The 26,236-nt window shown below is 61.2% G+C and carries 29 protein-coding genes; 16 read left to right on the forward strand and 13 right to left on the reverse strand.

Annotated elements, in window-relative coordinates; translation table 11 throughout:
* Positions 1-127: 127 nt before the first annotated feature.
* Entirely contained in the window at positions 128-616 is a 489-nt protein-coding gene (locus F4Y38_14415; protein ID MXY50475.1) for a hypothetical protein, read from the forward strand.
* An 83-nt stretch (positions 617-699) separates the two neighbouring features.
* Here F4Y38_14415 and F4Y38_14420 read toward each other — a convergent pair whose 3' ends face one another.
* The 4 genes from F4Y38_14420 to F4Y38_14435 form a co-directional block, all read right to left on the reverse strand.
* Entirely contained in the window at positions 700-921 is a 222-nt protein-coding gene (locus tag F4Y38_14420) for a type II toxin-antitoxin system HicB family antitoxin (GenBank protein ID MXY50476.1), read from the reverse strand.
* 54 nt (positions 922-975) lie between these two features.
* Entirely contained in the window at positions 976-1,233 is a 258-nt protein-coding gene (locus F4Y38_14425; GenBank protein ID MXY50477.1) for an addiction module toxin, HicA family, read from the reverse strand.
* The gene (locus F4Y38_14430; GenBank protein MXY50478.1) at positions 1,230-1,436 is read right to left on the reverse strand and encodes a 2-oxoisovalerate dehydrogenase; all 207 of its coding nucleotides are present in this window, start codon (positions 1,434-1,436) and stop codon (positions 1,230-1,232) included. The genes F4Y38_14425 and F4Y38_14430 overlap by 4 nt, the downstream gene beginning before the upstream one ends.
* A 96-nt stretch (positions 1,437-1,532) precedes the next feature.
* A complete protein-coding gene (locus F4Y38_14435) occupies positions 1,533-2,345 on the reverse strand; it encodes a hypothetical protein (protein ID MXY50479.1) in 813 nt (270 codons plus the stop codon).
* Positions 2,346-2,778: 433 nt separating this feature from the next.
* Between F4Y38_14435 and F4Y38_14440 the strand changes: the two genes are divergently transcribed.
* The 10 genes from F4Y38_14440 (at position 2,779) to F4Y38_14485 (ending at position 10,532) form a co-directional block, all read left to right on the forward strand.
* Positions 2,779-3,021, forward strand: a complete 243-nt coding sequence (locus F4Y38_14440; protein MXY50480.1) for a MoaD/ThiS family protein — start codon at positions 2,779-2,781, stop codon at positions 3,019-3,021.
* A gap of 5 nt (positions 3,022-3,026) precedes the next feature.
* Positions 3,027-3,320, forward strand: coding sequence for a hypothetical protein (locus tag F4Y38_14445; GenBank protein ID MXY50481.1), 294 nt, complete (start codon positions 3,027-3,029; stop codon positions 3,318-3,320).
* 4 nt (positions 3,321-3,324) lie between these two features.
* Positions 3,325-4,863 (forward strand): OmpA family protein, encoded by a 1,539-nt coding sequence (locus F4Y38_14450; GenBank protein MXY50482.1) that lies wholly within the window; start codon positions 3,325-3,327, stop codon positions 4,861-4,863.
* Positions 4,864-4,938: 75 nt separating this feature from the next.
* Entirely contained in the window at positions 4,939-5,604 is a 666-nt protein-coding gene (locus F4Y38_14455; GenBank protein ID MXY50483.1) for an RraA family protein, read from the forward strand.
* On the forward strand, positions 5,604-6,509 hold the full coding sequence (gene ftcD / locus F4Y38_14460; protein MXY50484.1) for a glutamate formimidoyltransferase: 906 nt from the start codon (positions 5,604-5,606) through the stop codon (positions 6,507-6,509). The genes F4Y38_14455 and ftcD overlap by 1 nt, the downstream gene beginning before the upstream one ends.
* A gap of 122 nt (positions 6,510-6,631) precedes the next feature.
* Positions 6,632-7,072, forward strand: coding sequence for an Rrf2 family transcriptional regulator (locus F4Y38_14465; GenBank protein ID MXY50485.1), 441 nt, complete (start codon positions 6,632-6,634; stop codon positions 7,070-7,072).
* 28 nt (positions 7,073-7,100) lie between these two features.
* A complete protein-coding gene (cysK, locus tag F4Y38_14470; protein ID MXY50486.1) occupies positions 7,101-8,030 on the forward strand; it encodes a cysteine synthase A in 930 nt (309 codons plus the stop codon).
* Between the two features lie 46 nt (positions 8,031-8,076).
* Entirely contained in the window at positions 8,077-8,439 is a 363-nt protein-coding gene (locus F4Y38_14475) for a MoaD/ThiS family protein (protein ID MXY50487.1), read from the forward strand.
* Positions 8,439-9,344 carry a homoserine kinase gene (locus F4Y38_14480; protein MXY50488.1) on the forward strand — a complete coding sequence of 302 codons (906 nt, stop codon included), beginning with the start codon at positions 8,439-8,441 and terminating at the stop codon, positions 9,342-9,344. The genes F4Y38_14475 and F4Y38_14480 overlap by 1 nt, the downstream gene beginning before the upstream one ends.
* A gap of 3 nt (positions 9,345-9,347) precedes the next feature.
* Positions 9,348-10,532 carry a CoA transferase gene (locus tag F4Y38_14485; GenBank protein ID MXY50489.1) on the forward strand — a complete coding sequence of 395 codons (1,185 nt, stop codon included), beginning with the start codon at positions 9,348-9,350 and terminating at the stop codon, positions 10,530-10,532.
* Between the two features lie 70 nt (positions 10,533-10,602).
* Here the strand turns inward: F4Y38_14485 and F4Y38_14490 are convergent, their stop codons facing one another.
* The 5 genes from F4Y38_14490 to ilvB form a co-directional block, all read right to left on the reverse strand.
* Complete coding sequence (locus F4Y38_14490; protein MXY50490.1) at positions 10,603-11,655, reverse strand: 3-isopropylmalate dehydrogenase; 1,053 nt, start codon at positions 11,653-11,655, stop codon at positions 10,603-10,605.
* Between the two features lie 36 nt (positions 11,656-11,691).
* The gene (locus tag F4Y38_14495) at positions 11,692-13,218 is read right to left on the reverse strand and encodes a 2-isopropylmalate synthase (protein ID MXY50491.1); all 1,527 of its coding nucleotides are present in this window, start codon (positions 13,216-13,218) and stop codon (positions 11,692-11,694) included.
* A gap of 26 nt (positions 13,219-13,244) precedes the next feature.
* A complete protein-coding gene (gene ilvC / locus F4Y38_14500; GenBank protein MXY50492.1) occupies positions 13,245-14,240 on the reverse strand; it encodes a ketol-acid reductoisomerase in 996 nt (331 codons plus the stop codon).
* Between the two features lie 81 nt (positions 14,241-14,321).
* Entirely contained in the window at positions 14,322-14,882 is a 561-nt protein-coding gene (ilvN, locus tag F4Y38_14505; protein MXY50493.1) for an acetolactate synthase small subunit, read from the reverse strand.
* Positions 14,883-14,893: 11 nt separating this feature from the next.
* Positions 14,894-16,633, reverse strand: a complete 1,740-nt coding sequence (gene ilvB, locus F4Y38_14510; GenBank protein MXY50494.1) for a biosynthetic-type acetolactate synthase large subunit — start codon at positions 16,631-16,633, stop codon at positions 14,894-14,896.
* Between the two features lie 343 nt (positions 16,634-16,976).
* On the opposite strand from ilvB, the gene F4Y38_14515 reads away from it, so the two are divergent.
* Positions 16,977-17,648 carry a tetratricopeptide repeat protein gene (locus tag F4Y38_14515; GenBank protein MXY50495.1) on the forward strand — a complete coding sequence of 224 codons (672 nt, stop codon included), beginning with the start codon at positions 16,977-16,979 and terminating at the stop codon, positions 17,646-17,648.
* Positions 17,649-17,724: 76 nt separating this feature from the next.
* Positions 17,725-18,864 carry an alanine--glyoxylate aminotransferase family protein gene (locus tag F4Y38_14520; GenBank protein ID MXY50496.1) on the forward strand — a complete coding sequence of 380 codons (1,140 nt, stop codon included), beginning with the start codon at positions 17,725-17,727 and terminating at the stop codon, positions 18,862-18,864.
* 30 nt (positions 18,865-18,894) lie between these two features.
* On the opposite strand, the gene F4Y38_14525 is transcribed toward F4Y38_14520, so the two are convergent.
* From F4Y38_14525 to F4Y38_14540, 4 genes are all read right to left on the reverse strand, one after another.
* On the reverse strand, positions 18,895-20,379 hold the full coding sequence (locus F4Y38_14525) for a DUF4097 family beta strand repeat protein (GenBank protein ID MXY50497.1): 1,485 nt from the start codon (positions 20,377-20,379) through the stop codon (positions 18,895-18,897).
* 30 nt (positions 20,380-20,409) lie between these two features.
* Positions 20,410-21,483, reverse strand: a complete 1,074-nt coding sequence (locus F4Y38_14530) for a hypothetical protein (GenBank protein MXY50498.1) — start codon at positions 21,481-21,483, stop codon at positions 20,410-20,412.
* Positions 21,402-22,121, reverse strand: coding sequence for an RNA polymerase sigma factor (locus F4Y38_14535; GenBank protein MXY50499.1), 720 nt, complete (start codon positions 22,119-22,121; stop codon positions 21,402-21,404). The genes F4Y38_14530 and F4Y38_14535 overlap by 82 nt, the downstream gene beginning before the upstream one ends.
* Before the next feature lie 492 nt (positions 22,122-22,613).
* Positions 22,614-22,808: a twin-arginine translocase TatA/TatE family subunit gene (locus F4Y38_14540; protein ID MXY50500.1), complete on the reverse strand. Its 195-nt coding sequence runs from the start codon at positions 22,806-22,808 to the stop codon at positions 22,614-22,616.
* Positions 22,809-23,048: 240 nt separating this feature from the next.
* On the opposite strand from F4Y38_14540, the gene F4Y38_14545 reads away from it, so the two are divergent.
* The 3 genes from F4Y38_14545 (at position 23,049) to F4Y38_14555 (ending at position 26,199) form a co-directional block, all read left to right on the forward strand.
* Positions 23,049-23,231, forward strand: a complete 183-nt coding sequence (locus tag F4Y38_14545; protein MXY50501.1) for a SelT/SelW/SelH family protein — start codon at positions 23,049-23,051, stop codon at positions 23,229-23,231.
* Between the two features lie 95 nt (positions 23,232-23,326).
* Complete coding sequence (locus F4Y38_14550; protein ID MXY50502.1) at positions 23,327-23,668, forward strand: STAS domain-containing protein; 342 nt, start codon at positions 23,327-23,329, stop codon at positions 23,666-23,668.
* Between the two features lie 26 nt (positions 23,669-23,694).
* Complete coding sequence (locus tag F4Y38_14555; GenBank protein ID MXY50503.1) at positions 23,695-26,199, forward strand: hypothetical protein; 2,505 nt, start codon at positions 23,695-23,697, stop codon at positions 26,197-26,199.
* Positions 26,200-26,236 lie beyond the last annotated feature (37 nt).

A 26,236-nucleotide genomic window follows, 5' to 3' on the forward strand; every position in this document is an offset into this window, starting at 1 on the left:
ATGGGTCTGCGCGGCTCGGATGATGCGCAGAGTCTCTCTGTCGTGGGGTTGTCACGCTGCGGAGCGGTGCGCACAACACGCTAAGGTAGCGACCAAGTTGGCAAGTCATGCCGAAAGGGCTACTGAAATGAGATCATTCTTCGTAGCATTGCTAAGCGCGATTACCATGATGTTGTTCATTACCGTGGGAATATCCGCCTGTGGTGACTCGCCCACGGAACCGGCCGAACAGGAACCTGAGGACGACCACGAACACGAGCACGAGGAAACAGAGCGGCCACCCGGCGAGTTGATGCCCACGCTATCGAGCATCCAGAGCCTGGTGTTCAATCCATCGTGCGTCTCGCACCACGGATTAGACGCCGCCAGCGCTGGTCTCAATCTCGCTGAAGGCCACTCCTTCAAGAGCTTGGTGAACGTACGCAGCACCCAGGTGATGCTCGACCTGGTTCGACCCGGTGACGCTGAAAGCAGCTACTTGATACATAAGCTGGAAGGTCGCGAAGGCATTGTGGGCAAGCAGATGCCGTTGGGCGCTTCTCCCCTCACAGCCGCGGATATCGCCGTCATCAAGGCGTGGATAAACAGTGGCGCAGAAGAAGGCGACGATCACTGATAAGTGGAGCTGGACATAACGGTCTGACTGGCACACTTCCTGATCTTCAAATCTTCTACCTCAAGTAAACCTTTCGACTCCCGCTATCCATCAGCGATCGCCAAGTCCAGGACGGTTGCCGAGCACTGAGGCGGGGGAACGGGTTCCCCGTGTTCAAGTAGACTCTCGACATGCTGGGCTATCGCTTGACGAATCTCGCCGATCACATCCTGCTTGGTAGGTCCCGTTGCAACGCATCCGGGCAGGTCCGGAACGTAAGCGGCATGGTTGTTCGGCGACTTTTCGACAACAATGGTATTGCGCATCCTGAAGGTCACTCCGATCGGGTTGTCGGGTGAAGTGGATGTCCATTGGTCAGCTCACGGTCCAAACAGCTTCCCAACGACCTCGTCCTTCGACACACCCACACCAACGAAAATTGCCACGTAAGATATAGTCCGGCTCAAAGTTCCAATCCGTACCGGGCGATGTAGCGTTATCGTTACGCTGTGCTCTTTCGTTTTCGTCGTCAGAGTTACTGTAGCATGGCTTCCACGCGTTCTACGTACACGGTAGCCGAAGTTATGGCTTAGCAGTTGGACGACCTGTTCACCGGACAGATCTCTTGGGATCTTCATACGGCGATAACTTCATCACGGACCTGATGCAGTCTGATTACCCGGGGCGTTTCGGCCTCGTCAAAATGACACAGCACGGCCTCTCTCGCCATGTCCTTTAGCTCGTTCCAATCCTCTCCCTGCGTAAAGATGCTGTGCCCGAGTGCGCGTGCCTCATAACCGCCTTCGTTGGACTCGATCACTTCGAATATGATTTCAGTCATCGTGGCGTCTCCCGAAGTTCGCTGGTACCTAATGTCTCAATCAAGAACCAGCACATATCCTTGTCCTGGCACTTTGTGCTATCCATTCGTCTTGTTTCAGTTTTTGAGCGGTCCATCACCAATCACGGCCGCAATACGATTTTCGAGGCGATCCCTTAGTTCTTCAGGACTGCGCCACAAAATATGATTATAATGGCTCGTGTCGAAGTGTACATCATCAATAGAGTCTTTGTTACAGGTGAAAACTACAGGGATATCGAGTCCATGTGCGAATCCCGCTTCGTAGTATACACCCCCTCGGGCACCGTCTTCTCCCTGTGTAAAATCTGCGACGATAAAACGTGATCTTCTTATTTCAGCGATGATCTCATCGTCGATCCTCCCGATGTATTCTTGGTTGTCTATCCGGATTGGGCTGTATCCCGCGTTTTCAATTGCAGGTTTGATGCCATTGGTCCAGGCATCTTGCAATGACTCATCGAACCACATGGCCACGAATGCCTGAGATGAGACGGTGGCTGCTCGCTCCAATTCAGCGAGACGAGAGTAGCCTGCAACTGTTACAATGAGACCGATCGTAGATTCGGTAGACTCTTCTAACCAACCCTTCCCAATCAAGTAGTCTGTCAGGAATTGCAACTCTTCAGAGTCAACACTTTCTGTGTAGGCAAACATGTCCGGTAAGAAGTCACTCGCGAGGAATGCCCTTCCTACATGCGGTGTCTTTTTCTGAATGTACTTCAATAGTTCATCCGCACGTGAGTGAACTGTTAAATCTGGTCGTCGTATACTCGATTCGATTTCGTTCTCGTAGGACCATATTTCCGGTCGCTCGATGCCCGATCTGCGTTGCTTGATCATCCATGTCGTTAAGCGTGCTTTTTCACGATCATCAAGTTGACCAACCATGATTTCGGCCCTTCCATCCACGAAGTACCTACCACCTGCACGGGGCGAATCTACGTTCCTGCCATCACCACTAAATAGTTCTGTGGGCTTAGTCGGTGTACCCCAGATTGGACAGTGTGCGTTTGCGTCCATGTTTACTCTTTTGTCCTTTTTCGATATACTACGATCTCACGCGGACGCGTGGACGCATAACCTCCACTCACAATCGAATTGAGGCCAAATTCTCCCTTCAATATATCTCGCATGTATCCTTGCTACAACCTGTAATCACCAGAAGACCGCTCCGATCTTTCGCCATTTTCCCCTTGACTTGAACCCTGATTTCCCCGTTATGTTAACGGTTGGGATTCACCTTCGCACCGGCGTGTCAGAACACGCATAACCAATTGCAATTCAAGCATTTACTGGTTACTTGACATCGAGAGGATGCCTCATGACCGTTTCCGTCAAGCTCTTTGCCACACTGAGAAAATACCTGCCCGAGAACGCGGTCAACAAAACGGCGACGATAGAACTCGGCGATGGGGCCAAGGCGAGCGACATCATCGCGCAGTTGGACATCCCCGATGGCCATATTCATCTGATCCTGATCGACGGCAAACACTCGGCTGAAGACTCCCCGTTGACGGACGGTGCGGTGGTCAGCTTCTTCCCGCCTATTGCCGGCGGGGCCTAGGGCCGGTGTCCTGCCACACTTATTTCGGATTCAAGCTGGAAGACGCTGTCCGGGGGCTGAAACGGGCGCTGCACGACGAGAACATCCCCGTGGTGTCCGTCCGCGAGGCCGATGATCAGGTCGTATTCGCGATCGATGTCGCATCCGAAACCGGGGAGATCAGCCTGGCCTACCGTACCACGAAGTCCCATCCCCTGGCCAGGCTGGGTGATATCCCCGCGATTGAGGTCACGGTCGACGATCACCTGCCCGATGTAAAACCCGTGCTGACCATGGCTTTCCTGAGAGGCGGAGGTTGACCTCATGCGTGCTGGTATCCTGGTATCCCTTTGCCTTTGTATTTCCTCGTTCCTGTCGGTTCCCCTTCCCATATCGGCGCAAGGCTCCGGCGACAACAGTGCGGCCAGTGCGGCCGGTCGGATCACTGCGGCTACTTCCTCCCTGAATCATCTTTCCGATCTCGACGCCGGGTTCCTGATCCCTGATACTTTCGACAGGGTACAGGAGGCCTACGATCGATATACACGGGATATCCGGGAAGGTAAATCGACCCGGGATATCGATCGGTCCCATACGGAGTTCGACGCCGCTCTGGTCCTGGCGCGGGAACGTCTGGATCGCGTGAACGAATTGCTGATGGTGCCGCTGGAGAAACGGGCGGCGGCCCAACGGGCGAACGCTCCCGCGATGGTTCCGGATGCCTTCGAGGAGGCCGAAAGCCGCCTCGAACGGGCCATTTCCAGGCTGGAGGACGACCGGGTCTCCGATGCTTTCTCCCAGGGACAGGAAGCGGCCGCGCTCTATGATGTGGCAAGGTCGTCGGTGATCGAGATGTCGCTTATCGGTTCGGCGCAGATCGGACTGGCCGAAGCCGAGGATCAGGATTGGGACCGGTTGGCCCCGGCGTCCTTCGCGCAGGCCCGCCGGTTGGTGGACGAAGTAACCGGCGCGCTGGACCGCGGAGAACCCCTGTCCGCCGCGCTCCGAAACAAGGCCCAGACCGCCGATTACGCGGTACGGCGCGCCATTGAGATTGCGGCACAAGTCGATGGGCTTCGCAAGGATCCAGGTAACTGGGAGCGCATGTTGCTGTCACAGGAGGATCTCGCCCGGCAGGCCGCCGACATGGCGGGGGTCGGCGCCGACTTCCTGGCCAATGATCCGCAGGCTATCATGACGGAAAGTCTGCGCACCCTCGCCGCACGACAGGATTCACTTGGCCGCCTTCTCCAGCTGGCAGAGATCGACGCCGCGGCGCTCAGGGCCGAGGTCGATTCCCTGCACCAGGCGATCGAGGAACAGCAGATTCGCCTGTCCTCCATGGTGGAAAGCTACCAGCAGGACCTGCAGCGCAGGAAGGAGGAGCTGGACCGGGAACGCCGGGAACTCAGGGACTACCTGTACGAGAAGACCCAGCTGGATGCAACCGCCCAGGCCCAGGAGCGATTCTCGGATGACGAGGCGATCGTGGTGCGGGATGCCGACCGTCTTACCCTTCGGCTCATCGGGCTGTCCTTCCAGGCGGGAAGAACGGAAATACCCCGGGGCGCGCGGGGGTTGCTCGAGAGACTCGGGGAGTTTCTCGTGTTGTATCCTCAGACCCGCGTCGCTGTGAAGGGGCATACGGACGCCACCGGAGCGGAGGAAAAGAACGTCACCCTCTCGAAGTCCCGCGCCAATGCGGTCATGCAGTTTCTGGCGGACCAGTCCGGTGTCGAAACCGAACGCATGACGTCCTCCGGCCTCGGCAGCGCCCAGCCCATCGACAGCAACAATACGCGCAGGGGCCGGGACCGGAACCGGCGAATCGACGTGGTCCTGACCTTCACTAGAGATCTGTAATAGCACACGCACCGGCGCATATACGCGCGATGCGCCCGATACGCGCGATGCGTCCGTTGTAGGGAGAACGCTAAATTGAGTGATAAAATCAGCAGCGAAGTGTACGAGGAGATGAAGGAGAAGCTGTTCTCGGCGGTCATTGCGGACGCCCTGGACGCCTGTGGACACCGCGACCAGATCCTCCGGCACGACATCAGGCCCCTGTTTCCGGACGCGGTCGTCGTGGGCCGGGCACTGACTGTGCTTTCCGTCGACGTGTACGACATTCCGGATGAGCCCTACAAACTGGAACTTGAAGCCGTGGACGCGCTGAAGCCCGGGGACGTCCTCGTGGCACAGACCAACGGCACGACGCGCAGCAGCCTCTGGGGCGAGCTGCTCTCGACCGCCGCGGAGGCCCGGGGCGCGCGCGGCGCCGTGATCGACGGGTTTACCCGGGATTCGCAGGCCATCGCCGACATGGGCTTTCCGCTCTTTGTCCGCGGTATCGCGCCCTATGACTCGAAGGGCAGGAGCGACGTCATCGCCTACAATACGCCCATCGACTGCGGCGGCGTGAAGGTCTGTCCGGGCGATCTCGTTTTCGGAGACTTCGACGGGGTCGTGGTCGTTCCGCGGGCCGTGGAAGAACAGGTGCTGAAAGCGGCATTTGAAAAGGCGGTCGAAGAGAAAGAGGTCAAGCAGGCTCTGAAGAACGGCATGTCCGCCACCGCCGCCTTCGAGAAATACGGCATTCTCTGATGAAGCCCCTTGTCGAGTGCGTGCCCAATTTCAGCGAAGGGCGCGATTCGGGCATCGTGGAGGCCATTTCCGCCAGCATCGCCGCCGTCGACGGTGTCCACCTGGCCGGCATGGAAATGGACGGAGACCACAACCGCTCCGTGATTACCTTCATGGGTGCCCCCGAAGACGTCGCCAGGGGCGCTTTCGAAGCCTGCCGAACGGCCCGTGATCTCATCGACCTGAGGCACCACCGGGGCGTACATCCCCGGATCGGCGCCACGGACGTCATCCCCTTCATTCCCCTTTCCGACTGCACCATGGACGACTGCGTCTCCCTTGCCCGGGGCTGTGGCGGGGAGATCGGCCGATCTCTCGGGATTCCGGTGTATTTCTACGGGCATGCCGCCCTGGATGCGCGGCGCGGCGCGCTTCCGGATCTACGCCGGGGAGGATTCGAACGCCTGGTCGGGGAGATGGAATCAGACGATGACCTCGCGCCCGACGCGGGCCCGGGCACGGTCCACGCTTCCGCCGGCGCCACGGCGGTCGGCGTCCGCGATATCCTTGTCGCGTACAACGTGAACCTGGACACCGACGACGTACGCGTCGCCCGGGCGGTCGCGAACAACGTCAGGGAGAAGAACGGCGGCCTGCCCGGGGTCCGGGCGCTCGGACTGCTGCTGCCGGAACGGCACCTCGCGCAGGTGTCCATGAACCTGACCGACTACCGGCAGACGAATATGGCCCAGGCTTACGACGCCGTCGTGCGCCTCTCGGAAGCCGAAGGGGTCAAGGTCCTGGAGAGCGAACTGGTCGGCCTCGCCCCCCGTGACGCCCTGGGCGGAGCGGCGCCCGGAGACCTGCGCATGGAACCCCTGGATCCCTCCCGGTTCCTGGAATACCACACCAGCCTGTTTGCCTGATCCCCTTTCCCCGATCCGGTAGCAGCCCCTCGTCAGATTCGTATTTTCTTGACTCCGTACCGCGCTCTTCTTATAATGTTGACTAAATTAGTAAACTAGAACCTGGCGGCCAGGGAGGACGGATGAGGGTTTCAGCCAAGGCGGAGTATGCGTGCAGGGCCGTGCTGGAATTGACAAGGTACCACGACAAGGCGGAAGTCATTCATATCAGCGACATCGCCGTCCGCCAATCCATCCCCGAGAAATACCTCGTTCAGATCCTCCTGCAGCTGCAGCGCGCCGGTCTGGTGCGGAGCAAGCGCGGAGCGACCGGGGGCTACTCGCTGGCACGGGCTCCGGGCGAAATCTCGCTGGGCGACGTGATCCGGGCGATGGACGGCGCCCTGATCTCCGTCGAAAGCCTTTCCGGCGACGCCGAGATAACGGACCAGCTGAGCGGCCAGCACGTATTGAAGGACGTTTGGATGGGGGTGCAGGAAAAACTCGGCGAGATCATGGACGGCATCACGTTTGAAGACATTTCCAGGCAGGCGCAGAAAAGCCTGTCCATGTACTACATCTGAAGGATAGCCCTTGGCTTCCGGGAACGGAATATACGACAGCGCGCTCGACCTGATCGGCAACACCCCCCTGGTTCGTCTGAACCGGATCAACCATGTCGCGGGGGTCGACCTGCTCGGCAAGCTCGAATCGGACAACCCCGGCGGCAGCGTCAAGGATCGCGTCGGCCTGAGCATGATCCTGGATGCCGAGCAGCAGGGCCTGCTCAAGCCGGGCGGCACCATCGTGGAGCCGACGAGCGGCAACACGGGACTCGGCCTGAGCATGGTGGCCGCGGTACGAGGTTACAAGGTCATCCTCGTGATGCCGGACAACATGAGTTCGGAGCGGCGCGTGCTGCTGACCTCCTACGGCGCGGAACTGGTGCTGACACCGGGCATGCTGGGCATGGCCGGCGCCGTGCAGAAGGCGGAGGAGATCCTCGCCGAGCATCCCGACTACTTCATGCCCCAGCAGTTCAAGAACCCCGCCAACGTGGAAATACACCGGAAAACCACGGCCGAGGAGATCTGGGCGGCGACCGGCGGTAAAATCGACGCCTTCGTGGCCGCCGTGGGCACCGGGGGAACGCTGACCGGTGTGGGACAGTACCTGAAAGAGAAGGACGAACGCATCCGCGTGATCGCGGTGGAACCCTCGTTGTCCCCCGTGATATCGGGCAAACCCGTGGAAAGCCTGGTGCACGCCATCCAGGGCATCGGCGCAGGGTTCATTCCCGATATCCTGGACCGATCGATCATCGACGACGTGATGTTGATCGACGACGAGGAGGCCTACCAGACGGCCCGTCGCATGGGGCTGGAAGAAGGACTCCTGGTGGGCATCTCGGCAGGCGCCAACGTATGCGCCGGCCTCAGGTTGGCGGAGGACATGGGAGAAGGCCGAATCGTGACCATTCTGTGCGATACCGGTGAAAGATACCTGAGCATCCGGGAGTATTTCGAAGGACAGAGCGATTAAGCGCGATTAAGCGCGATTAAGCACGACCGAGAGGAGGATCCGTTAGATGGCCGTTACCGTTCGCATTCCAACCCCGCTGCGCAAGTTGACCGACAACCGTTCCGAGATCGAAATCGACGGCGAAACCGTCGAATCGCTGATCGGTAACATGGAGGCATCCTTCCCCGGCATCAAGGATCGCATCTGCGACGAGTCCGGAAAAGTGCGGCGGTTCATCAACATCTACATCAACGAAGAAGACATCCGGTTTCTGGACGGTACGGACACCGCGATCAAGGCCGGAGACCGGATTTCCATCGTGCCCGCCATCGCGGGCGGCCTGGGTGGTCCGGGCGGTGTGGGTGGTCCGGGCGGCCTGATCGGTGTGCCCCGCCAGAGCGGTCCAGGCGACTCGCGGGACCGCGGCTGATGTCCTCCGTGCGGGTGCGCGTTCCCGCGACCACGGGCAACCTGGGTTCCGGCTACGACTGCGCCGGCATGGCCCTCGGCCTCTACAACACCATCGAGTTATCCGAAACGGAATCCGGCCTGGACGTGGTCGTGGAGGGTGAAGGGGCCGAAGCGGTACCCCTCGATGAAGGCAACCTGGCCATCGTCTCGGCCCGGGCCGTTTTTGGCGCCGCGGACTGGCAGCCCGCCGGTCTCAAGGCGCGCATGCACCACGCCATTCCCGTCTCACGGGGACTGGGCAGCAGCGGAGTCGCCATCGTGGCGGGCGCCGTGGCGGCCAATGCGCTCGCTGGGCGGCCGCTGGGCACACCGGAACTCCTCCGCATCTGTTCCGACCTGGAAGGGCATCCCGATAATGTCGTTCCGTCCCTGCTCGGCGGGCTTTCCGTAAGCGGCGAGCGGGCGGGAACGATCGTATACCAGACCTTCTCCGTGCCCGCCGACCTCCAGGCCGTCGTGACCATTCCCGAATTCACCCTCGATACGAAGGTAGCGCGCGGCGTACTGCCGGAATCGGTATCCATGGAGGACGCGGTCTTTAACCTCTGCAGCGTAGGCCTGCTGGTGGGCGGGATGGCGTCGGGGAATTACGCTTTGCTCCGGGAGGGCATGGCCGACCGCTTGCACCAGCCCTACCGGCAGCACCTGGTTCCCGGATTGGCGGAAGTCACCATGGACGCCCTGGACGCCGGCGCCCACGGCGCGGCCCTCAGCGGCGCTGGACCCACGGCCATCGCACTGGCCACAGAAAACCACGAGGGTATTGGCGAAGCCATGGTCGATGCCTTCGCCCGGCACGGCGTTACCGGACAATACCGGATCCTCCCCATAGACAACGAAGGTTGCCAGGTCCTGCCGGACTGAGCCATGGGCGCTCTCAAAGACATTCGCGTCATCGACCTGACCCGGGTACTCGCCGGTCCCTTCACGACCATGACCCTGGGCGACCTGGGCGCCGAGATCATCAAGGTCGAGCCCTTCGGCGGGGACGAGGCACGGGGATTCGGTCCCTTCAAAGAGGGCGTGAGCGGCTACTTCGAGAATGTCAACCGGGGCAAGCGGAGCATCGCGATCGATCTGAAGCATCCTGACGGCCGCGAATTGCTCCTCGAACTGATCGGCAAGTCGGACGTCCTGGTGGAGAACTTCAGGCCGGGCGTGATGAAGAAACTCGGTCTGGATTACGAAACGTTGCAGGAACGATTCTCCGGCCTTATCTACGCGGCCTGTTCCGGGTTCGGACAGACCGGGCCCTACGCCCGGCGCGGTGCTTACGACATGATCATCCAGGGCATGGGCGGCATCGTCAGCATTACCGGCGAACCGGACCGTCCGCCCGTCCGGGTGGGCGTGTCCATCGGGGATATTGCGGCCGCGCTCTACTCGTGCATCGGCATTCTCACGGCGCTCCTTACCCGGACGCAGACGGGGCGGGGGCAGATGGTGGACATTGGCATGATGGACTGCCAGGTCGCCCTGCTCGAAAACGCCATCGCCCGATACGACATGACGGACACCGTGCCGGAGCCCCTCGGGGCCAGGCATCCTTCCATCACGCCCTTCCAGGCCGTCGAGACCCGGGACGGATGGATCATGATCGCGGCGGGCAACAACGTCCTCTGGGGCCGGCTGTGCGCAGTCATGGGGCGGGAGGACCTGGCAGGCGACGATCGGTTCAGGGACAACAACCTGCGCACCGAGAACCACGGCGAGTTGCACGAGATATTGACAGGTTCGTTCAGGCAAAGCACTTCGGAAGACTGGTTGCAGCGTCTCGATTCGGCCGAGATCCCCTGCGGTCCCATACAGAACGTGAAGCAGGTCGTGGAAGATCCCCAGGTGCTGGCCCGGGAAATGATCGTGAAGATCCTACATCCCGTCGCCGGCCCCTTGCGCGTGGCCGGATCGCCCCTCAAGCTGTCGGAAACCCCGCCCGAAGTCACCCGCCACGCCCCCACCCTGGGGGAGCACACCGAACCGATTCTTCAGACGCTGCTCGAGGCGTCGGCGGACGATTTGGCGCGGTGGCGCGATGCCGGCGTGATCAAATAAAAAGCCCTCCGGAGACCGAAGGGCTTGTTCTTGTTGCTTAAACCAATATAACCGGAACCGGGCTTCCCGCTCAGCCCAACGCCCCGGCCACGAGGTCGCCGACTTCGCTGGTGCTGTACCCCATCCGGCCGGCGTCCATGCTCTTCATCTTGGTGCTTACCACTTCGATAATGGCCCGTTCCACGGCGTCGGCGGCATGCGCTTCGCCGAGCTGCGCCAGCATCATCTGGCAGGAGGCGATGGCCGCGATGGGATTGATGACGTTCTGGTCCGTGTATTTCGGCGCCGAACCGCCAATGGGCTCGAACATGGCGGTGCCTTCGGGATTGATGTTGCCCCCCGCGGCGATACCCATGCCGCCCTGGATGATGGCGCCGAGGTCCGTGATGATGTCGCCGAACATGTTGGTCGTGACGATGACGTCGAACCACTCGGGGTTCTTGACCATCCACATGCAGGTCGCGTCCACGTGGGCGTAGTCGGCCGTGATGCCGGGATACTCCTCGGCGACTTCGTAGAACACCCGCTCCCAGAGGTCGTGGGCGAAGGTCAGCACGTTGGTCTTGGCGCAGAGGGTCACCTTGTTCTGCTTGTTGCGGGCTTTGGCCGTCTCAAAGGCGAATCGGACGCACCGCTCCACGCCCTTGCGGGTATTGATGGACTCCTGCACCGCGACCTCGTCGGGCGTGCCCTTCTTGTACACGCCGCCGGCGCCGACGTACAGGTCCTCCGTGTTCTCCCGGACCACGACGAAGTCCACGTCCTCGGGGCCCTTGTCCTTCAGCGGGCAGTCGACGCCCGGGTACAGCTTGACGGGACGCAGGTTGATATAGAGGTCCAGCTCGAACCGGATCGTCAGGAGGATGCCCTTTTCCAGCAGGCCCGGCGGGCAGTCCGGATGCCCGATGGCTCCGAGGTAGATGGCGTCGTAGTGACCCAGTTCCCGCAGGCCCTCCTGGGGCAGGATCTCGCCCGTCCTCAGGTATCTTTCACCGCCGAAATCGTATTCCGTCAGTTCATAGTCGAATGAGAACTTCTCCGAGGCCGCCTTGAGCACCTTCAGCCCCTCGCGCACGACCTCCGGGCCGGTCCCGTCGCCCGGAATGACCGCGATATTATACAATTGTTCCTCCCGCGTATATGGAAATGTAGGGTTGGACTATTCGACGATCAGCCCGCCGTGCCGCGCAACGAGTTGATTGAGGGAATGCAGGTAGGCCTGGATGCTGGCTTTCACGACATCGGTGTCCGAAGCGTGGCTGTTGAAGGACTGGTCGTGGAAACCCACGGAGACCTGGACGTGGTGGGCGCCGTCCCGGCCGTTCGACGAGGTCTGGATGTCCTTCACGTAGGTGGGCAGCTTGGTGATCCGGTCGACGGCGTTCAGCGCGGCGAGTATCTGGTTGTCGCCCACGCCTCCTTCTTCGATCGTCTCGCCGCTGACGTGGAGACGCACGCTCGCGTCGGCCTGGCCGGAGTGCGAGGAGGTCACCCTGAAATCTTCCAGCAGGTACTGTTCGGGTACTTCGACCGGGGAGTCGGATACGATCCGGTGGAGGTCTTCGTCCGCCACCTCCTTCTGCCGGTCCGCCACGTTCAGGAAGCGCACGTGCACCTTTTCGAACTCTTCTTTCCGGGTCTCGTCGTACGTGTAACCCAGCAGCTCGAGCCGGTGCCGCAGGGCGTGCCGTCCGGACCGTGCCGTCAGCACGATGTCGCTCTTTTCGATGCCCACGTCCGACGGGCTCATGATCTCGTAGTTCTCCCGGTGCTTGAGGAAGCCGTCCTGGTGTATGCCCGAAGAATGGGCGAAGGCGTTGCTGCCCACGATGGCCTTGTTGCGCTGCACGGGCATGTGCATGAGATCTCTCACCAGCAGGCTCGTGGTATAGATCTGTGTGGTCTCGATGTCGGTGCGCGCTTCGTAGAAATCGCCGCGCATCTTGACCGCCATGACGATCTCTTCCAGCGAGGCGTTGCCCGCCCGCTCGCCCACGCCGTTCACCGTGCATTCGACCTGGGTCGCGCCCGCTTTGATGGCCGCCAGGGAATTGGCCGTCGCCATGCCCAGGTCGTTGTGGCAGTGCACGCTGACCTTGGCCTTTTCGATGTTCGGCACGGTGGCGATGAGCCGGGAGATCAGGTTGCCCCACTGTTCCGGGACGGCGTAGCCCACCGTATCGGGGATGTTCACCACGGTGGCGCCGGCGTCGATGACCGCCTCGACGGTCTCGCACAGGTAGTCGAAGTCACTCCGGGAGGCGTCCTCCGTCGAATACTCGATGTCCTTGCAGAGTTCCTTCGCGAAGAGGACGGCCTGCACGCCCATGTCCATGATCTGCTGGCGGGATTTGCGGAACTTGTGCTTCAGGTGGGTGTCGGACGTGCCCAGGACGATATGTATCCGGGGCCGTTTGGCGGGTTTCACGGCCTCGGCCACGGCCACGATGTCCGATTCCACGGCCCGTGCGAGGGCCGTGATTACGGGACCTTCGACCTGCTCGGCGATGTTCTTGACGGCGGCGAAGTCACCGGGCGAGGACGCGGCGAATCCGGCTTCGATCACGTCGACGCCGAGTTCGGCAAGCTGGTGCGCGACCTGGATCTTCTCGTCCCGGTTCAGCGAGGCGCCGGGGACCTGCTCCCCGTCACGCAGCGTGGTGTCGAAGATATCCACTTTTCGCATCGCCGCATGCTCCTGTTGGCTTCCGGTTACTTCTTCTCTTCGATCCAGCTCATCATGCTGCGCAGCTGCCGTCCAACCTCCACGATCTTCTTCTCCGAAGCGTTGCGTCTGAGCGCGTTCATGACCGGCGCGTTGGCCTGGTTCTCGAGCATCCACTCGCGGGCGAAGGCGCCGGACTGGATTTCGCCGAGAATGCGCTTCATTTCGGCGCGGGTCTCCTCGTTGACGATCCGGGGGCCGCGGGTCAGGTCGCCGAATTCGGCCGTGTTGCTGACGGAATACCGCATGCCTTCGATGCCGCCTTCGTACATGAGGTCCACGATGAGCTTCAGTTCGTGCAGGCACTCGAAGTAGGCGACCTCGGGCTGGTACCCCGCCTCGACCAGCGTCTCGAAACCGGCCATGACGAGTTCGGAAGTGCCGCCGCACAAGACGGACTGTTCGCCGAAGAGATCGGTCTCGGTTTCTTCGCGGAAGGTCGTCTCGATGACACCGCCCCGGGTGCCGCCGATGCCCTTGGCATAGGCCAGGCCGATATCCCGGGCCCGGCCCGTGTGGTTCTGGTGGACCGCAAGCAGGCAGGGCACGCCGCCGCCTTCCTCGAAGACCCGGCGCACGAGGTGGCCCGGTCCCTTGGGTGCGACCATGAAGACGTCCACGTTTTCGGGCGGGACGACCTGGTTGAAATGGATGTTGAATCCGTGGGCGAAGGCCAGGGCGTTGCCCTCCGCCAGGTTCGGCGCTACGAAGTCATTGAAAAGACGGGACTGAAGCTCGTCGTTGACCAGCATCATGATGATGTCGGCCTCGGCGGCCGCCTGCTCCACGGTACGGGGCTCGAATCCGTCCTCCACGGCCTGGTCCCACGAGCCGCCCTTCCGCAATCCCACGATGACGTCCAGTCCGGAATCGCGCAGGGAAAGGGCGTGGGCGTGTCCCTGGCTGCCGTAACCGACAACCGCGATGGTCTTGAAGTCCAGTATGCCCAGGTCGGCGTCCTGATCGTAATACAGTCGAGCCATTGGTTCTCCTTCATGCCGTACCGGCTATCGGGCCGTTCCGGCGGTGATCCTGTCGCGTGCCGTACCTGCGGCCATGCTTGGTCAGGCCAGGTCGGCGGTGATCTGCTTGCGTTCCCGCTCCCAGACGGGCTGCGGGGCTTCCGGTGACGGGGTGTCCTTGCTGGCCGATTCACGGGCGAGCGCCACCCGGCCGGTCCGGGCGATCTCCCGCACGCCGAAGGGCCGCACCATGCTGATGACGGCGTCGATCTTGTCCTCGTTGCCCGTGGCTTCCAGCATGATCGTCTTCTGGTTGATGTCGACGATCTTCGCCTTGAAGATTTCGGCGATCTGCACGAGTTCCTGCCGCGTGGACTGATTGGCGTTCACCTTGATGAGGGCGAGTTCGCGGTTGATGAAGTTCTCCCCGGTGAGATCCACGACCCGGATCACGTCCACCAGGCGGTTCAACTGCTTGATGATCTGTTCGATGATCATCTCGTCGCCCTGCGTGACGATGGTCATGCGCGCCGTGCCGGGTTCCGCGGCTTCGCCGACGGCGATGCTGTCGATGTTGAAGCCCCGGCCGCTGAACAGCCCGGAAATGCGGGCCAGGACCCCGAACCGGTTCTCGACCACCATGGATATGGTATGGCGTGCCATGGTTCTATCCTCTATTCTTCGATCATTTCGTGGGATGCCGCACCCGCGGGGATCATGGGATACACGTTGCCTTCTTCGGCGATCACCATGTCGAGCATCACGGGGCGGTCCTTGACCTTGCAGGCCTCGAGCCAGGCGCCTTCCACGTCTTCATCCTTGAAGACCCGGATGCCCACGGCGCCGTAGGCCTCCGCCAGCTTCACGAAATCCGGGTTGGAGTCTCGCAGGTCCACCTCCGAATAACGCTGCGCGTAGAACAGCTCCTGCCACTGGCGCACCATGCCGAGATAGCCGTTGTTCAGCAGCACGATCTTGATGGGCAGACCGCAGGCCACGGCCGTGGCCATCTCCTGGATGTTCATCTGGATGCTGCCGTCGCCCGAGAACACGATGACCTCGCGGTCCGGGCAGGCGAACTGGGCGCCGATCGCCGCGGGCAGTCCGAAGCCCATGGTGCCGAGCCCGCCGGAAGTGATCATCGACCGGGGGTTCGAGAAGCCGTACCACTGGGCCGCCCACATCTGGTGCTGGCCGACGTCGGTGACCACGTAGGCCTCGCCCTTCGTGAGCTGGCCGATCCGCTCGATAGCGTACTGGGCGCACAGCGGGAATTGATCCGTATCCTTCTCGACGGTCTCCCGGTCGACGCCCTCCAGGCCTTCCTCGTGGAGCCCGATCGTGTTCGCGTAGGTCAGCGGGTGGTCCCGCTTCCACGTTTCGATCTGCTGGAGCCACTCGGCCGTATCGGCCCGTTCCACCAGGGGAACCAACTGCTGCAGCACCCGCTTCACGTCGCCCACGATGGGGAGGTCCACCCGCACGTTCTTGTTGAGGGACGACGGATCGATGTCGATGTGGATCTTCTTCGAATTGGGCGAAAACTCCTCCAGCTTGCCGGTCACGCGGTCGTCGAACCGGGCGCCGATGCAGACCAGCAGGTCGCACATCATCACGGCCGTGTTCGCGTACCAGGTGCCGTGCATGCCGAGCATCTTGAGCGAAAGGGGATCGTTTTCCGGGTAGGCGCCGAGTCCCATCAGCGTGGTCGTCACCGGCGCGTTGAGCTTGCGGGCCAGCGTGCGGATTTCCTCCGACGCTTCGGAGATGATCGCGCCGCCGCCCACGTAGATCACCGGCTTCCTGGCCGAGGTGAGCATCTCCGCCGCCTTGCGGATCTGCTTCGGATGTCCCTCGGTCCGGGGCTTGTACCCGCGAATGTCCGGCCGTTCCGGGTATGAGAACTCCGCTTCCCCGATCTGGACGTCCTTGGGCACGTCGATCAGGACGGGTCCGGGCCGGCCGGTCGTCGCGATGTGGAACGCCTCGGCGAAAACCTGCGCGATGTCTTCGGTTTCCTTGATCAGGAAATTGTGCTTCGTGATGGGCCGCGTGATGCCCACGGTATCCGATTCCTGAAAGGCGTCGTTCCCGATCAGGTGCACCGGTACCTGGCCCGTGATCACGATCATCGGGATCGAATCCATGTACGCGGTGGCGATGCCGGTTACCGTGTTGGTGGCGCCCGGGCCGGAGGAGACGAGGACCACGCCGGGCTTGCCGGTCGCCCGCGCATAGCCGTCGGCCATGTGGGTCGCGCCCTGCTCGTGGCGTACGAGGATGTGCCTCAGGTCGGTGGTGCGCTGAATGACGTCATAAGTCGGGATCACCACGCCGCCGGGATACCCGAAGACGATATCGACCCCCTCTTTCTTCAGACACTCTATGACTATTTCAGCACCCGACAGTTTCATCGACCGTCTCCTTATAAAAAGAGGATATCCCGCGCAGGACGTGATCTACCGTTCACGAAACCGGCTGGATTTCGTCATGTTCAAAACCCAACTTGTGCCTCGTAAAATACGCCAAGGGCGCCTGTTGTCAAGTTAAAACTCTATAGAAACCCCTTGACGTAAAGCCCCGATTCTCTTATATGTTTTAGGCTTTGCACCAGGGTCGGAATCCCTGTCGTTTCGACGTTTATTCAGTGTGAATTTCGACGGTTTGGCCCGGTGCGGTATACGACATAAGACCGACGCGATTACAGCGGATTTCAACCGGCAGTTTTGGGCAACCATATCCTGGAGGACCGGGACGATGGCAAGAACAAGACGGCGCATCAGCCGTCGTGAGATGAAAGAAGATCGCTTCATTCTCTGGGTGTACGAGATGAGCAGCGAGATCGACAAGCACTGGAAATCCCTCACCGCGGCCGCCGTACTGGTGATCGCCTGCGTGGCCGGCTGGTATTACTGGACCAACAAGCAGACCGATGATCTTGTGCTGGCGGGACAGGTATTCGCGCCGGGTCAGACGGCGATGCAGGACAGCCGCTATGAAGATGCCATTCCCATATTCGAGCGGGTCGTGACCGAATACGGTGGTACTTCAGTAGCCCTCGAGGCGACGATCGAGCTGGCTAATGCCTGTTTTCAGACCGGCGATTTCGAAAAGGCGCGCACCTATTTCCAGACCTACCTGGACGAATACGGCAGTCAGGACGCGCATTTCTGGCTGGCTGCCCGCTCGGGACTGGCCGCGTGCGACGAAGAGGAAGAGAAGTATGAAGAGGCGGCCAACCAGTATCTCGCCCTGGCAGACGAAGATCCGGAGAGTTATCTCGCCCCCGGTTTCCTCCTGGATGCCGCGCGATGTTTCGGGGCCGCCGACCAGAAGGACCAGGCACGGGCCCTGTACGACCGGGTGGTTGAGCACTACGAATCGACGCCTTATGCCCGGGATGCCCGGATCGCGCTGACCGCACTCTAGCCTTACGTGGCCGGAACGCTCATCCGGTCCGGCTTCTGTGCTCGCCTTGCGTTGACCGCGCGCCAACGGAGATCGTGTGAAGGTTACCAACTTTGCCCCCGGACCCACGCCGGTTCCCGACCGGGTCGTCCGGAAGATGTCGGCACCGATCCTCACCCACCGTTCCACCGAATTCAGCGATCTGCTCAGGCAGGTTGCCTCGTGGCTTCAGCACGTTTTCCAGACGGAGAACGATGTGCTCGTGCTCACGGCATCCGGCAGCGGCGCCATGGAGGCCGCGGTCGTCAACCTGCTTTCGCCGGGTGACCGGGTGCTGGCGATCAGCGGCGGCAAATTCGGCGGCAGGTGGGTCGAACTGTGCGCGACCTACGGCATCGACGCCCTGACGCTCGATGTGGAGTGGGGTAAGGCCGCGGATCCCGACGAGGTCGACCGTATCCTGGGGGAACAGGGACCCTTCGAAGCCGTGCTGGCCACCCACAGCGAAACCTCGACGGGCGTGCTCCACGACATCGAGGCCCTGGGCAGGATCGCCCGCGGTCACGGCTGCTACCTGGTCGTGGATGCCATCAGCGGCCTGGGCGCCAATGAACTCAGGACGGACGACTGGCACGTCGACATCGCCCTCACGGGCTCGCAGAAGGCGCTCATGATCCCGCCCGGTCTGGCCTTCATCAGCGTCAGCGAGCGGGCGTGGCAGCGCATCGAAGAAAGCCGCCAGCCTTCCTACTATCTGAGCCTGAAACGGGCACGGGATTCCTTCACGAAGGGGCTGACGCCCTATACGCCGGCCGTGTCGCTGCTCATGGGACTGGCCGAGTCGCTGAGGATGATGAGGGAACTCGGCCTGGAGGAAATCTACCGGATTCACGAGCGCAACGCCCTGGTGACCCGCGCGGGCGTCGCGGCCCTCGGCCTGAATCTCTTCGCGCGCAGGCCGTCCAACGTGCTGACCTCGGTCGTCATGCCGCCCGGTATCGACGGCTCCGATTTGCTGAAGACGATCAAGCAGGAATGCGGGGTGACCATCGCCAACGGGATGGATCACTACAGGGGCAAATACATTCGCATCGCCCATCTGGGCTACAACGTGGCTCCGTCGGATATGATCGTCGCCCTTACGGCCCTCGAGCACGGCCTGAGCCGCCACGGGTATGCGTTCGAGTCCGGTGCGGGCGTCGCCGCGGCGAAGCGGGTGATAGGGGAGACGGGGTGAGCGTCGTAGTAACTCCGCCGAAGTGCCTTCTTACTTGTCCAGCTCGCGGATCTCAATGTTGCTGTCGCTGGTCTCGAGCCAGATCCTGGCGCCGCCGCCGTTGAGTGTGTAAGTAGCGCTGATCTCTCGTTCTTCCGCGTCTTCCTCGTAGCGCTCCGCTTCGAAATCGGATCGGATCTTGTATCGCCAGGTGGCTCTGGCGTTGCTGCGAGCCTCGAACATCTTCTTCTGCGCTTCGACCGACTTCCTCTGTGCTGCCTGCAGTTCCCGCTGGGCTACCTGCAAATCCCGTTGTAACTCTTGCAGAAGCCGTTGCGCCTCTTCGGCCGACAACTGTACCGCCTCGTTCATGCTTTGCGTCAGCTTTTCGATGATCTCCTGCAACTTTTCCTCGTCGATCTCCGTAACCGACTGATCCATGTTGATTGTCGGTATCTCGGGGATTTCGATGATTATCTGGTCGGCCCCACCTCCAGGAGGAGGGTTCATTTGAAACACTCCACCAAATCTCGATCTCTTATCCACGCGAATCCGCGCTTCGATGGTCGCTTTCGCTTCCGGATCCACGTAGAGTACGATGTCGCCACCGGCCGAAATAAGCGAGCTGCCCTTGGAACCCTCCGGTGTGATTTCAGCCAGGATCTCGCCGCCCGCGGTTTTTGCGTCGATCGACCCCGTTACATTCAGGAGCTCCAGTTCGCCCCCGGCGGTTTTCACCTGCAATTCACCCTTCGCGTCACGCAGTTCAATGTCGCCGCCGGACGTGGTGATTCGGGCGTTCTCCAAAAGTTCGCCGATATCGATATCGCCTCCGGATGTCCTTATACGGGATTTTCCGCCTACGTACTCAATGGTGATGTCCCCGCCGGAAGTCTGGGCTTCCAGTTCATTGCCTACGTGCCCGATCCGGATGTCGCCGCCGGAGGTCTGGACGTCCAGGTCGGTGGAGGCCTTCTCGACCCGGATGTCGCCCCCCGACGTCTGCAGATGAACGTCGCCGCCGACCGTGCCCACGCGGATGTCTCCGCCGGACGTGGTCAGCTCCACGTCGCCGCCGATATCCCGGAGCGTTACGTCGCCGCCCGAAGTATGGCTTCTCACGTCTCCGCCCAGGTTGCCCACGACTTCGATATCGCCGCCGCCGGTGCGCAGGTCCAGGTCGAAATCCGATGGCAGATCGATCTTGAAACGCAGGCCTCGTCGTCGATTCATCGACCATCCCCTGTGGTCGTAATCGACGCGCAGTATGCCCCCTTCGTAACGTATTCTCAGATCATCCGCGCCGCTCGCCGGAACGCCTTGAACGTTCACGACCGCTTCGTTTTTGCTCCACGTGGAGATCGTGATATCGCCCGCACGGGTGTTCAGGTCGAGCCGTCCGTCCCTTTCCACCTGGAAAGTCTCCGTCCGGTTCCCCGTAGCCCGGTTCTGATCCTCGTTGAGCGCCAGGGCAGGCTCCGCCAGGGCAGGCTGCGCAAACAACAATACACCGAATGTACAAATCCATAATTTCATGATCGCAACTCCTCGGTCGGCCGCGTCCCGTTACGGCGCGGACAGATTACTCAGCACGGTCCTTGCCTTCGTGCGGATGTAAGCGTTTTCGTCGAGCACCATCCTGGTCCTGAGTACGCTTTCCAGCTGTTCGTCGAATGAGGCCGGCACCTGGTCCTGCAGCCGGTTGATCGCGTTTATTCTGAGGGCCGGGTTTTCGTCAAATACCAGCGTGTGAATCATGGCGTCCCTGATTTGCTCGTCGAAGGGATACCGGGACAGCGCGTTGAACGCCTCGCCGCGGACCCCGGCATTCGAGTCGGTTTTCAAGGCCGTGACCAGGGCGTCTCTGATCTCGAGATCCGAATGAAGGCGTTCGGATGCGCTCACGGCGTTCACCGCCCGAAGCCTGACCCCGGGGTTCTGCTCATTCAGGACGGCAAAGGTGAGTACGCGCTGTATCTCCGGATCGTCGACCGGTCCCATGATCTGTACGGGACGGACGGCTTCGAACCGGATTCCCAGCGTGCCATCGGACATGTCCGAATCCACGAACCGGACATTGGAGATGGCCACGTCGTCGTTGTTCAGCAGGTCCGTCCGGTCCATGCCCGCCGCCGCGAATCCGAACGTCCTGTCGCCCTGGAAGGCCAGGTAGTAACCGGCTGCCAGGCCGATAAACAGCAGCAGCGCGCCTCCGAGCACCGTTCTGTATTGTGGAAAAACACTGATCGTAAGTCCCTGCAGGCCATGCACAAAACGAGTCATCCACCCATCGGAAACGCGATTTTCAGCGTGGCCGAGTGTCAAGTTGGACCACAGGTTGCCGCGGGCATCGAGCAGGTCGGTTTCTCCAGGCTTCGCCGGTGCGGCCTGCTCCATGACCAGCCGGAATTGATCCAGTTGCGCCCGGTATGCCTGGCATCGATCGCACGATTCAATATGGGCATCCAGCTCCCGTTGATCCGTACCGGACAATTCACCGTACTGGGAAAGTTCCAGCCATTCCTCCCATTTCGCGTGTGATCGGTCCGTATCCTTATTCATATTCGTATGTCCTCGAGTTGAATGCGCAGCCGTCGCGTGGCGTCGAAGAGATATTTCTTCACGGTGCCTTCGGCACATTCCATAATGCCTGCGATTTCCCTCAGTTTGAATCCTTCGTGGTGCCGCAGCACGAACACGGTCCGCAGCCGGGGTGAAAGGGTGTTGACGGCGGTACGTATCCGTGAGGCGATTTCGTGGTTGATGACGGCCGCATCCGGCCGGTCGGGGGATAAGAGGGTTACCCCGCGTTTCGTCGATTCCTGGTCTTCTCCCAGCTCGTCTTCAATCGGTACGAAGCTTCTTTTTCCGCTTCGCGCCCGGTGTGAAAGACAGGCGTTGGTGACGATCCGGTACAAGTAGGTCGAAAACCGGCTGCGGAATTCGAATTTCGGCAAGGCTTTATATACCCGCATGAAGACTTCCTGGTAAATGTCCTTGGCATCGTCCATGTCACCCACGAAGGACATTGCCATGGACAGCACTTTCTCGTCGTATCGGTAGACCAGTTCCTCCAATGCCCGTGCGTCACCGCCCCTTGCCTTGAGAATCAACCTGCGATCTTCCAGGTCCGTGCGATCCCTTGCCGAATCGATCTCCATGTTTTCTTCCTGATGGTCCACTGCGATTCGGCCGTCAAGTTTGAGGGCAGTTTCCACGTTGTTTCCTGGCGTAGAGTGCCGTATGTGCTGGCGCCGTCTGTTTATGTGACCGGCCATGATCCGGATTGGTTGTGTGCGAATGTGTTTTTTATTGGGTAATCGCAGTTATGCGCGGTCGAGTGTGCGCAGTCGAGTGTGCGCAGTCGAGTGTGCGCAGTGAGTGGCGTTGAACTCAGCGCACATTCAGCCACTGCGATATACAGCTTATCAGGAATATAACGTACTGGAACGAGGAAAGTCGCGGGAATTACGGTTCAGGCAAACGGAGAGGTCCGCCCGGCGGTACGGGATAATGACTAACGAATCACCTGAAGGCGGAAACAGCGGGGCAATACGAGGGATTACTGACTGGTTGGCGTCTGACGACACGCCGTAATCCGCTGCCAAGACCAACGGCAGGCGTCCCAGCACACAATTGGGCGAACCAGGACACTGGAAGACGACCCAGGACACCTGTAGGCGGACCTATCTGATCCGACCCGCCGAACCGCGCGAAAGGGGGTGCATCGGTATTCATACGGAAAATCCGATGCACGTTGCTACAGGCGTTCAGCTGTCCTTCGTGGCGGACGTGCCGGAGGTACCCTGTTTCTCTTCGGTGGGCTCTTTGTTCTGTGCTTTCTTGAACTCGGTGATCCCCTGGCCCAGACCCTTGGCCAGTTCGGGAAGCTTCTTCGCACCGAACAGGATCATGACGATGACAAGAATGATAATCAGTTCGGTCGTGCCAAAACTACCTAGCATGTAAATCACCTCCTCGCATTGAGAATACCCCTATTGACCCGTCTTGTCAAGCGCGAATGAATAGACCAGGGCCATGCCGGTTCAGGAATGAACCTTGCCATGTCGTATCTCCCATGTTTATATAGATGCTGACGTTTGCAGCCGATCCGGCTGCCGGCCGCACCTACGTTCAAGGGGGACACGGTGATCGTACGTATCGTTTACTGCGCTGACTGAAGCTACGAACAAGACGCCGCCGGGTTGGCGGTGAAACTGCTGGAGTACTACAAACACGATATCGAACAGCTGCTGCTTGTGCCGTCCGGAGGAGGCAGGTTCGAAGTCACTGTGGATGATTCGCTGATCTTCTCCAAGCTGGCGAACGACCGGTTTCCGGAATACGCGGAGGTCAAGGACGCCATCGAGGCATCGATCGCGGGCTGACGCGCATTCATTGGCAACGAGGACTGAGACCGTTCGCTGGTCCGAGATCGTTCGCAGCACCGAGGCTGTTCGCAGGTCCGAGGATTGAGGATGGTATGAACATCTACGTTTCGCTGGAAGACGAAATTGCAGTGCTTCGCATCGAGGGCAGGTTGTGGGAGGAAGAGGACACCGTCGAGCTGGACCGGATGATCGACGACACCCTCGCCCGGGGCTGCACGCGGTTCGTCGCGGATTTGACCGGTGTGCCCATCATGAACAGTTCCGGACTGGGTTCGCTGATCGCGGCCATGAAGAAAATACGATCCAGGGACGGGGAGATGGTACTCACGGGCGTCAACGACCGCCTGGATCACCTGTTCCGGATCACCCGGCTGTATACGGTCTTCAAGACGTATGACAATGTAGACGCCGCCGTGGAAAACATGCTCGCCTGACGATCCAACCGGAACCCGAGGCCGACATGCCGGACTACCAGCCCCTGGACCTCACCCAGATCTGCAACGCGAACCGCGGCGTATACGACTCCATCGCAGACCCTCCGCTGGGATCGCAGACGTTTTACGGCCTGCCCTTCCAAATCGGCGACGGCACCGGAGAAACCGACTGCTTCATCGGCTTCGGCGCCGAGGTGGGCTGTCCGTCCGGGCCCGTCGAGATTCCGGTCGGCCGTGCCGCGGTCAACGTGGTTTTCGCCCACGCGGTGATCCGTTCGGAGATCGAGTCGGGCGGGCCGATCGCCCTTCCCGTGGCCACGTACCGGTTCGCATGGGACGACGGCCGGTCCGAGTCCGTAACGATCCGTGAACGATTCGAGATCGGCTACATGCCCCTTCCCTGGGGGCAGTATCCCTTTCTCTGCGTCCCGGACGAGAAGCCGTCGACCTACAACCGGTCGGGCGGCGACTGGAGCGATGCGGGCCGCCGGCAGACTGAGGCCGAACAGGGATGGCCGCGCGGTTACTATCTCTGGGCCTGGCGCAATCCACGTCCCGGTCGTGTAATCCGTTCGATTGAAATCACGCCGCAGGGCCCGCCCTTCGTCGTGGCCGCCGTTACGCTCGGCCATGTCGACGAAGATCCCATCTGCCGTTGGGCCGCCCGGGACGTCCGGATCGAGTTCAAGCATCCGGAGGACGCGGAAAAGCCCTTCAACCTGGATGTGGAAGTCGACCGGGGCTACGCGACGTACGCTTATCCGCTGCCCGATCAGGTCGACCAGGCCTTCCTGACCGACACGCACCGTGGCTGGGGCCAGGCGGACTCCAATCGCGCCAGTCCCGCCCACGTGGGCGTGGCCGGCACCCCGTCGGCCACCGTAACTGTAAAACAGGATGGGAAGGCGGTCGGATCGGCCAACTGGGGCGAACTGGAAGCCAATGAGGTTGTCGAGACCCCTTCGGTCCGGTTCGAGGTCATCGACACGGGCCGGAACTGGGTGCACACCACGGTGTTGGACGACGAGACGGGCAAGCCCGTACCGTGCCGCGTCCATTTCCGGTCGGCCCGCGGCGTGCCCTACGCGCCGCACGGCCATCATGCCCATGTGAACTCGAACCTGGAGACCTGGCACGTGGACGTGGGCGGCGACGTGCGCCTGGGCCAGATGTCCTACGCCTACATCGACGGCAAATGCCAGGGCTGGCTGCCCCGGGGCGAGGTGCACGTGGACGTGGCCCGCGGATTCGAGTACGAACCGATTCGCGAGCGCGTAAACATCGAACCCGGGCAACGCGAACTAACGCTGCGGCTCAAGCGCTGGACCGATCTGAACGCGGAGCGGTACTTCAGCGGCGACACCCACGTGCATTTCCTCTCCACCCAGGGCGCGCAGCTCGAGGCCAAAGGGGAAGACCTGAACGTCGTCAACCTCCTGCTCTCGCAGTGGGGAGGCCTCTTCACGAACACCGAGGAGTTCACGGGATCGGCGAACGTGGCGCCGGACGGCGATACGATCGTGTACGCCACGCAGGAGAACCGCCAGCACATCCTGGGCCACCTGTCCCTTCTTGGCCTGAAGGAGCCGGTCATGCCCTGGTGCTCGGACGGACCCGGCGAGGCCGAACTGGGGGGCAACCTGGAAACGACCCTGTCGTACTGGGCCGACGCCTGCCACGCCCAGGGCGGGACGGTGGTGATCCCCCACATCCCCAATCCCAACTGCGAACCGGCGGTCCTCATCGCCACGGACCGCGCCGATGCCGTGGAGATGCTGGTGCACAGCGAGTACAACCACCTGGAGTACTACCGTTACCTGAATTGCGGGTACAGGCTGCCGCTGGCCGGCGGAACGGACAAGATGTCCAGCGATGTGCCGGTGGGGATCTACCGGACCTACGCCTACATCCCGCCGGACGAGCCCTTTTCCTACGACAACTGGTGCAAGGCGCTGCGCGGCGGGAACACCTTCCTGAGCGCGGGGCCCATCATCCGGTTCAAGGTGAACGGCCAGGATATCGGAGACACGGTGAATCTGCCCGGAAACGGCGGGACGGTCGAGATCGAGGCGTCGGCGGATTCGACGTTGCCGATCCATACGCTGGAAATTGTGCAGCAGGGCCGAGTGGTCGCCTCTGCGGAAGAACGCAAGGGTACCCGCCGGCTTTCGCTCAAGACCAGTCTGAAAATCGAAGGCCACACCTGGCTGGCGGCGCGGTGCGCCGGACCGAACTACACCAGCATTCCGCACCACGACGGCTGGCGCCGGGGCATCATGGCCCATACGTCGCCGGTTTATGTGGCCTGCGGCGGCCCCTACTGGCTGTTCGACCTGGAGAACGCCCAGTACATGCTGAGCCTGATCGAAGGGGGCCTGTCCTACATCAAGCGCCGCAGCTGGCAACACAAGCCGGGAACGACCACCCATCACCACGGCGCGGACGATCACGAAGCCTTTCTGGAGGCACCCTACCTGCAGGCCCGGGAAGCCATCCACCGGCGCATGCACGAGCTGAACATCCCCCACTGAGCATCCGTGCGGGAAGTTCCGCACCCACCCGATTGAA

It is taken from the genome of Gemmatimonadota bacterium, assembly GCA_009838645.1.
Taxonomy (GTDB): Bacteria; JAAXHH01; JAAXHH01; order JAAXHH01; family JAAXHH01; genus JAAXHH01.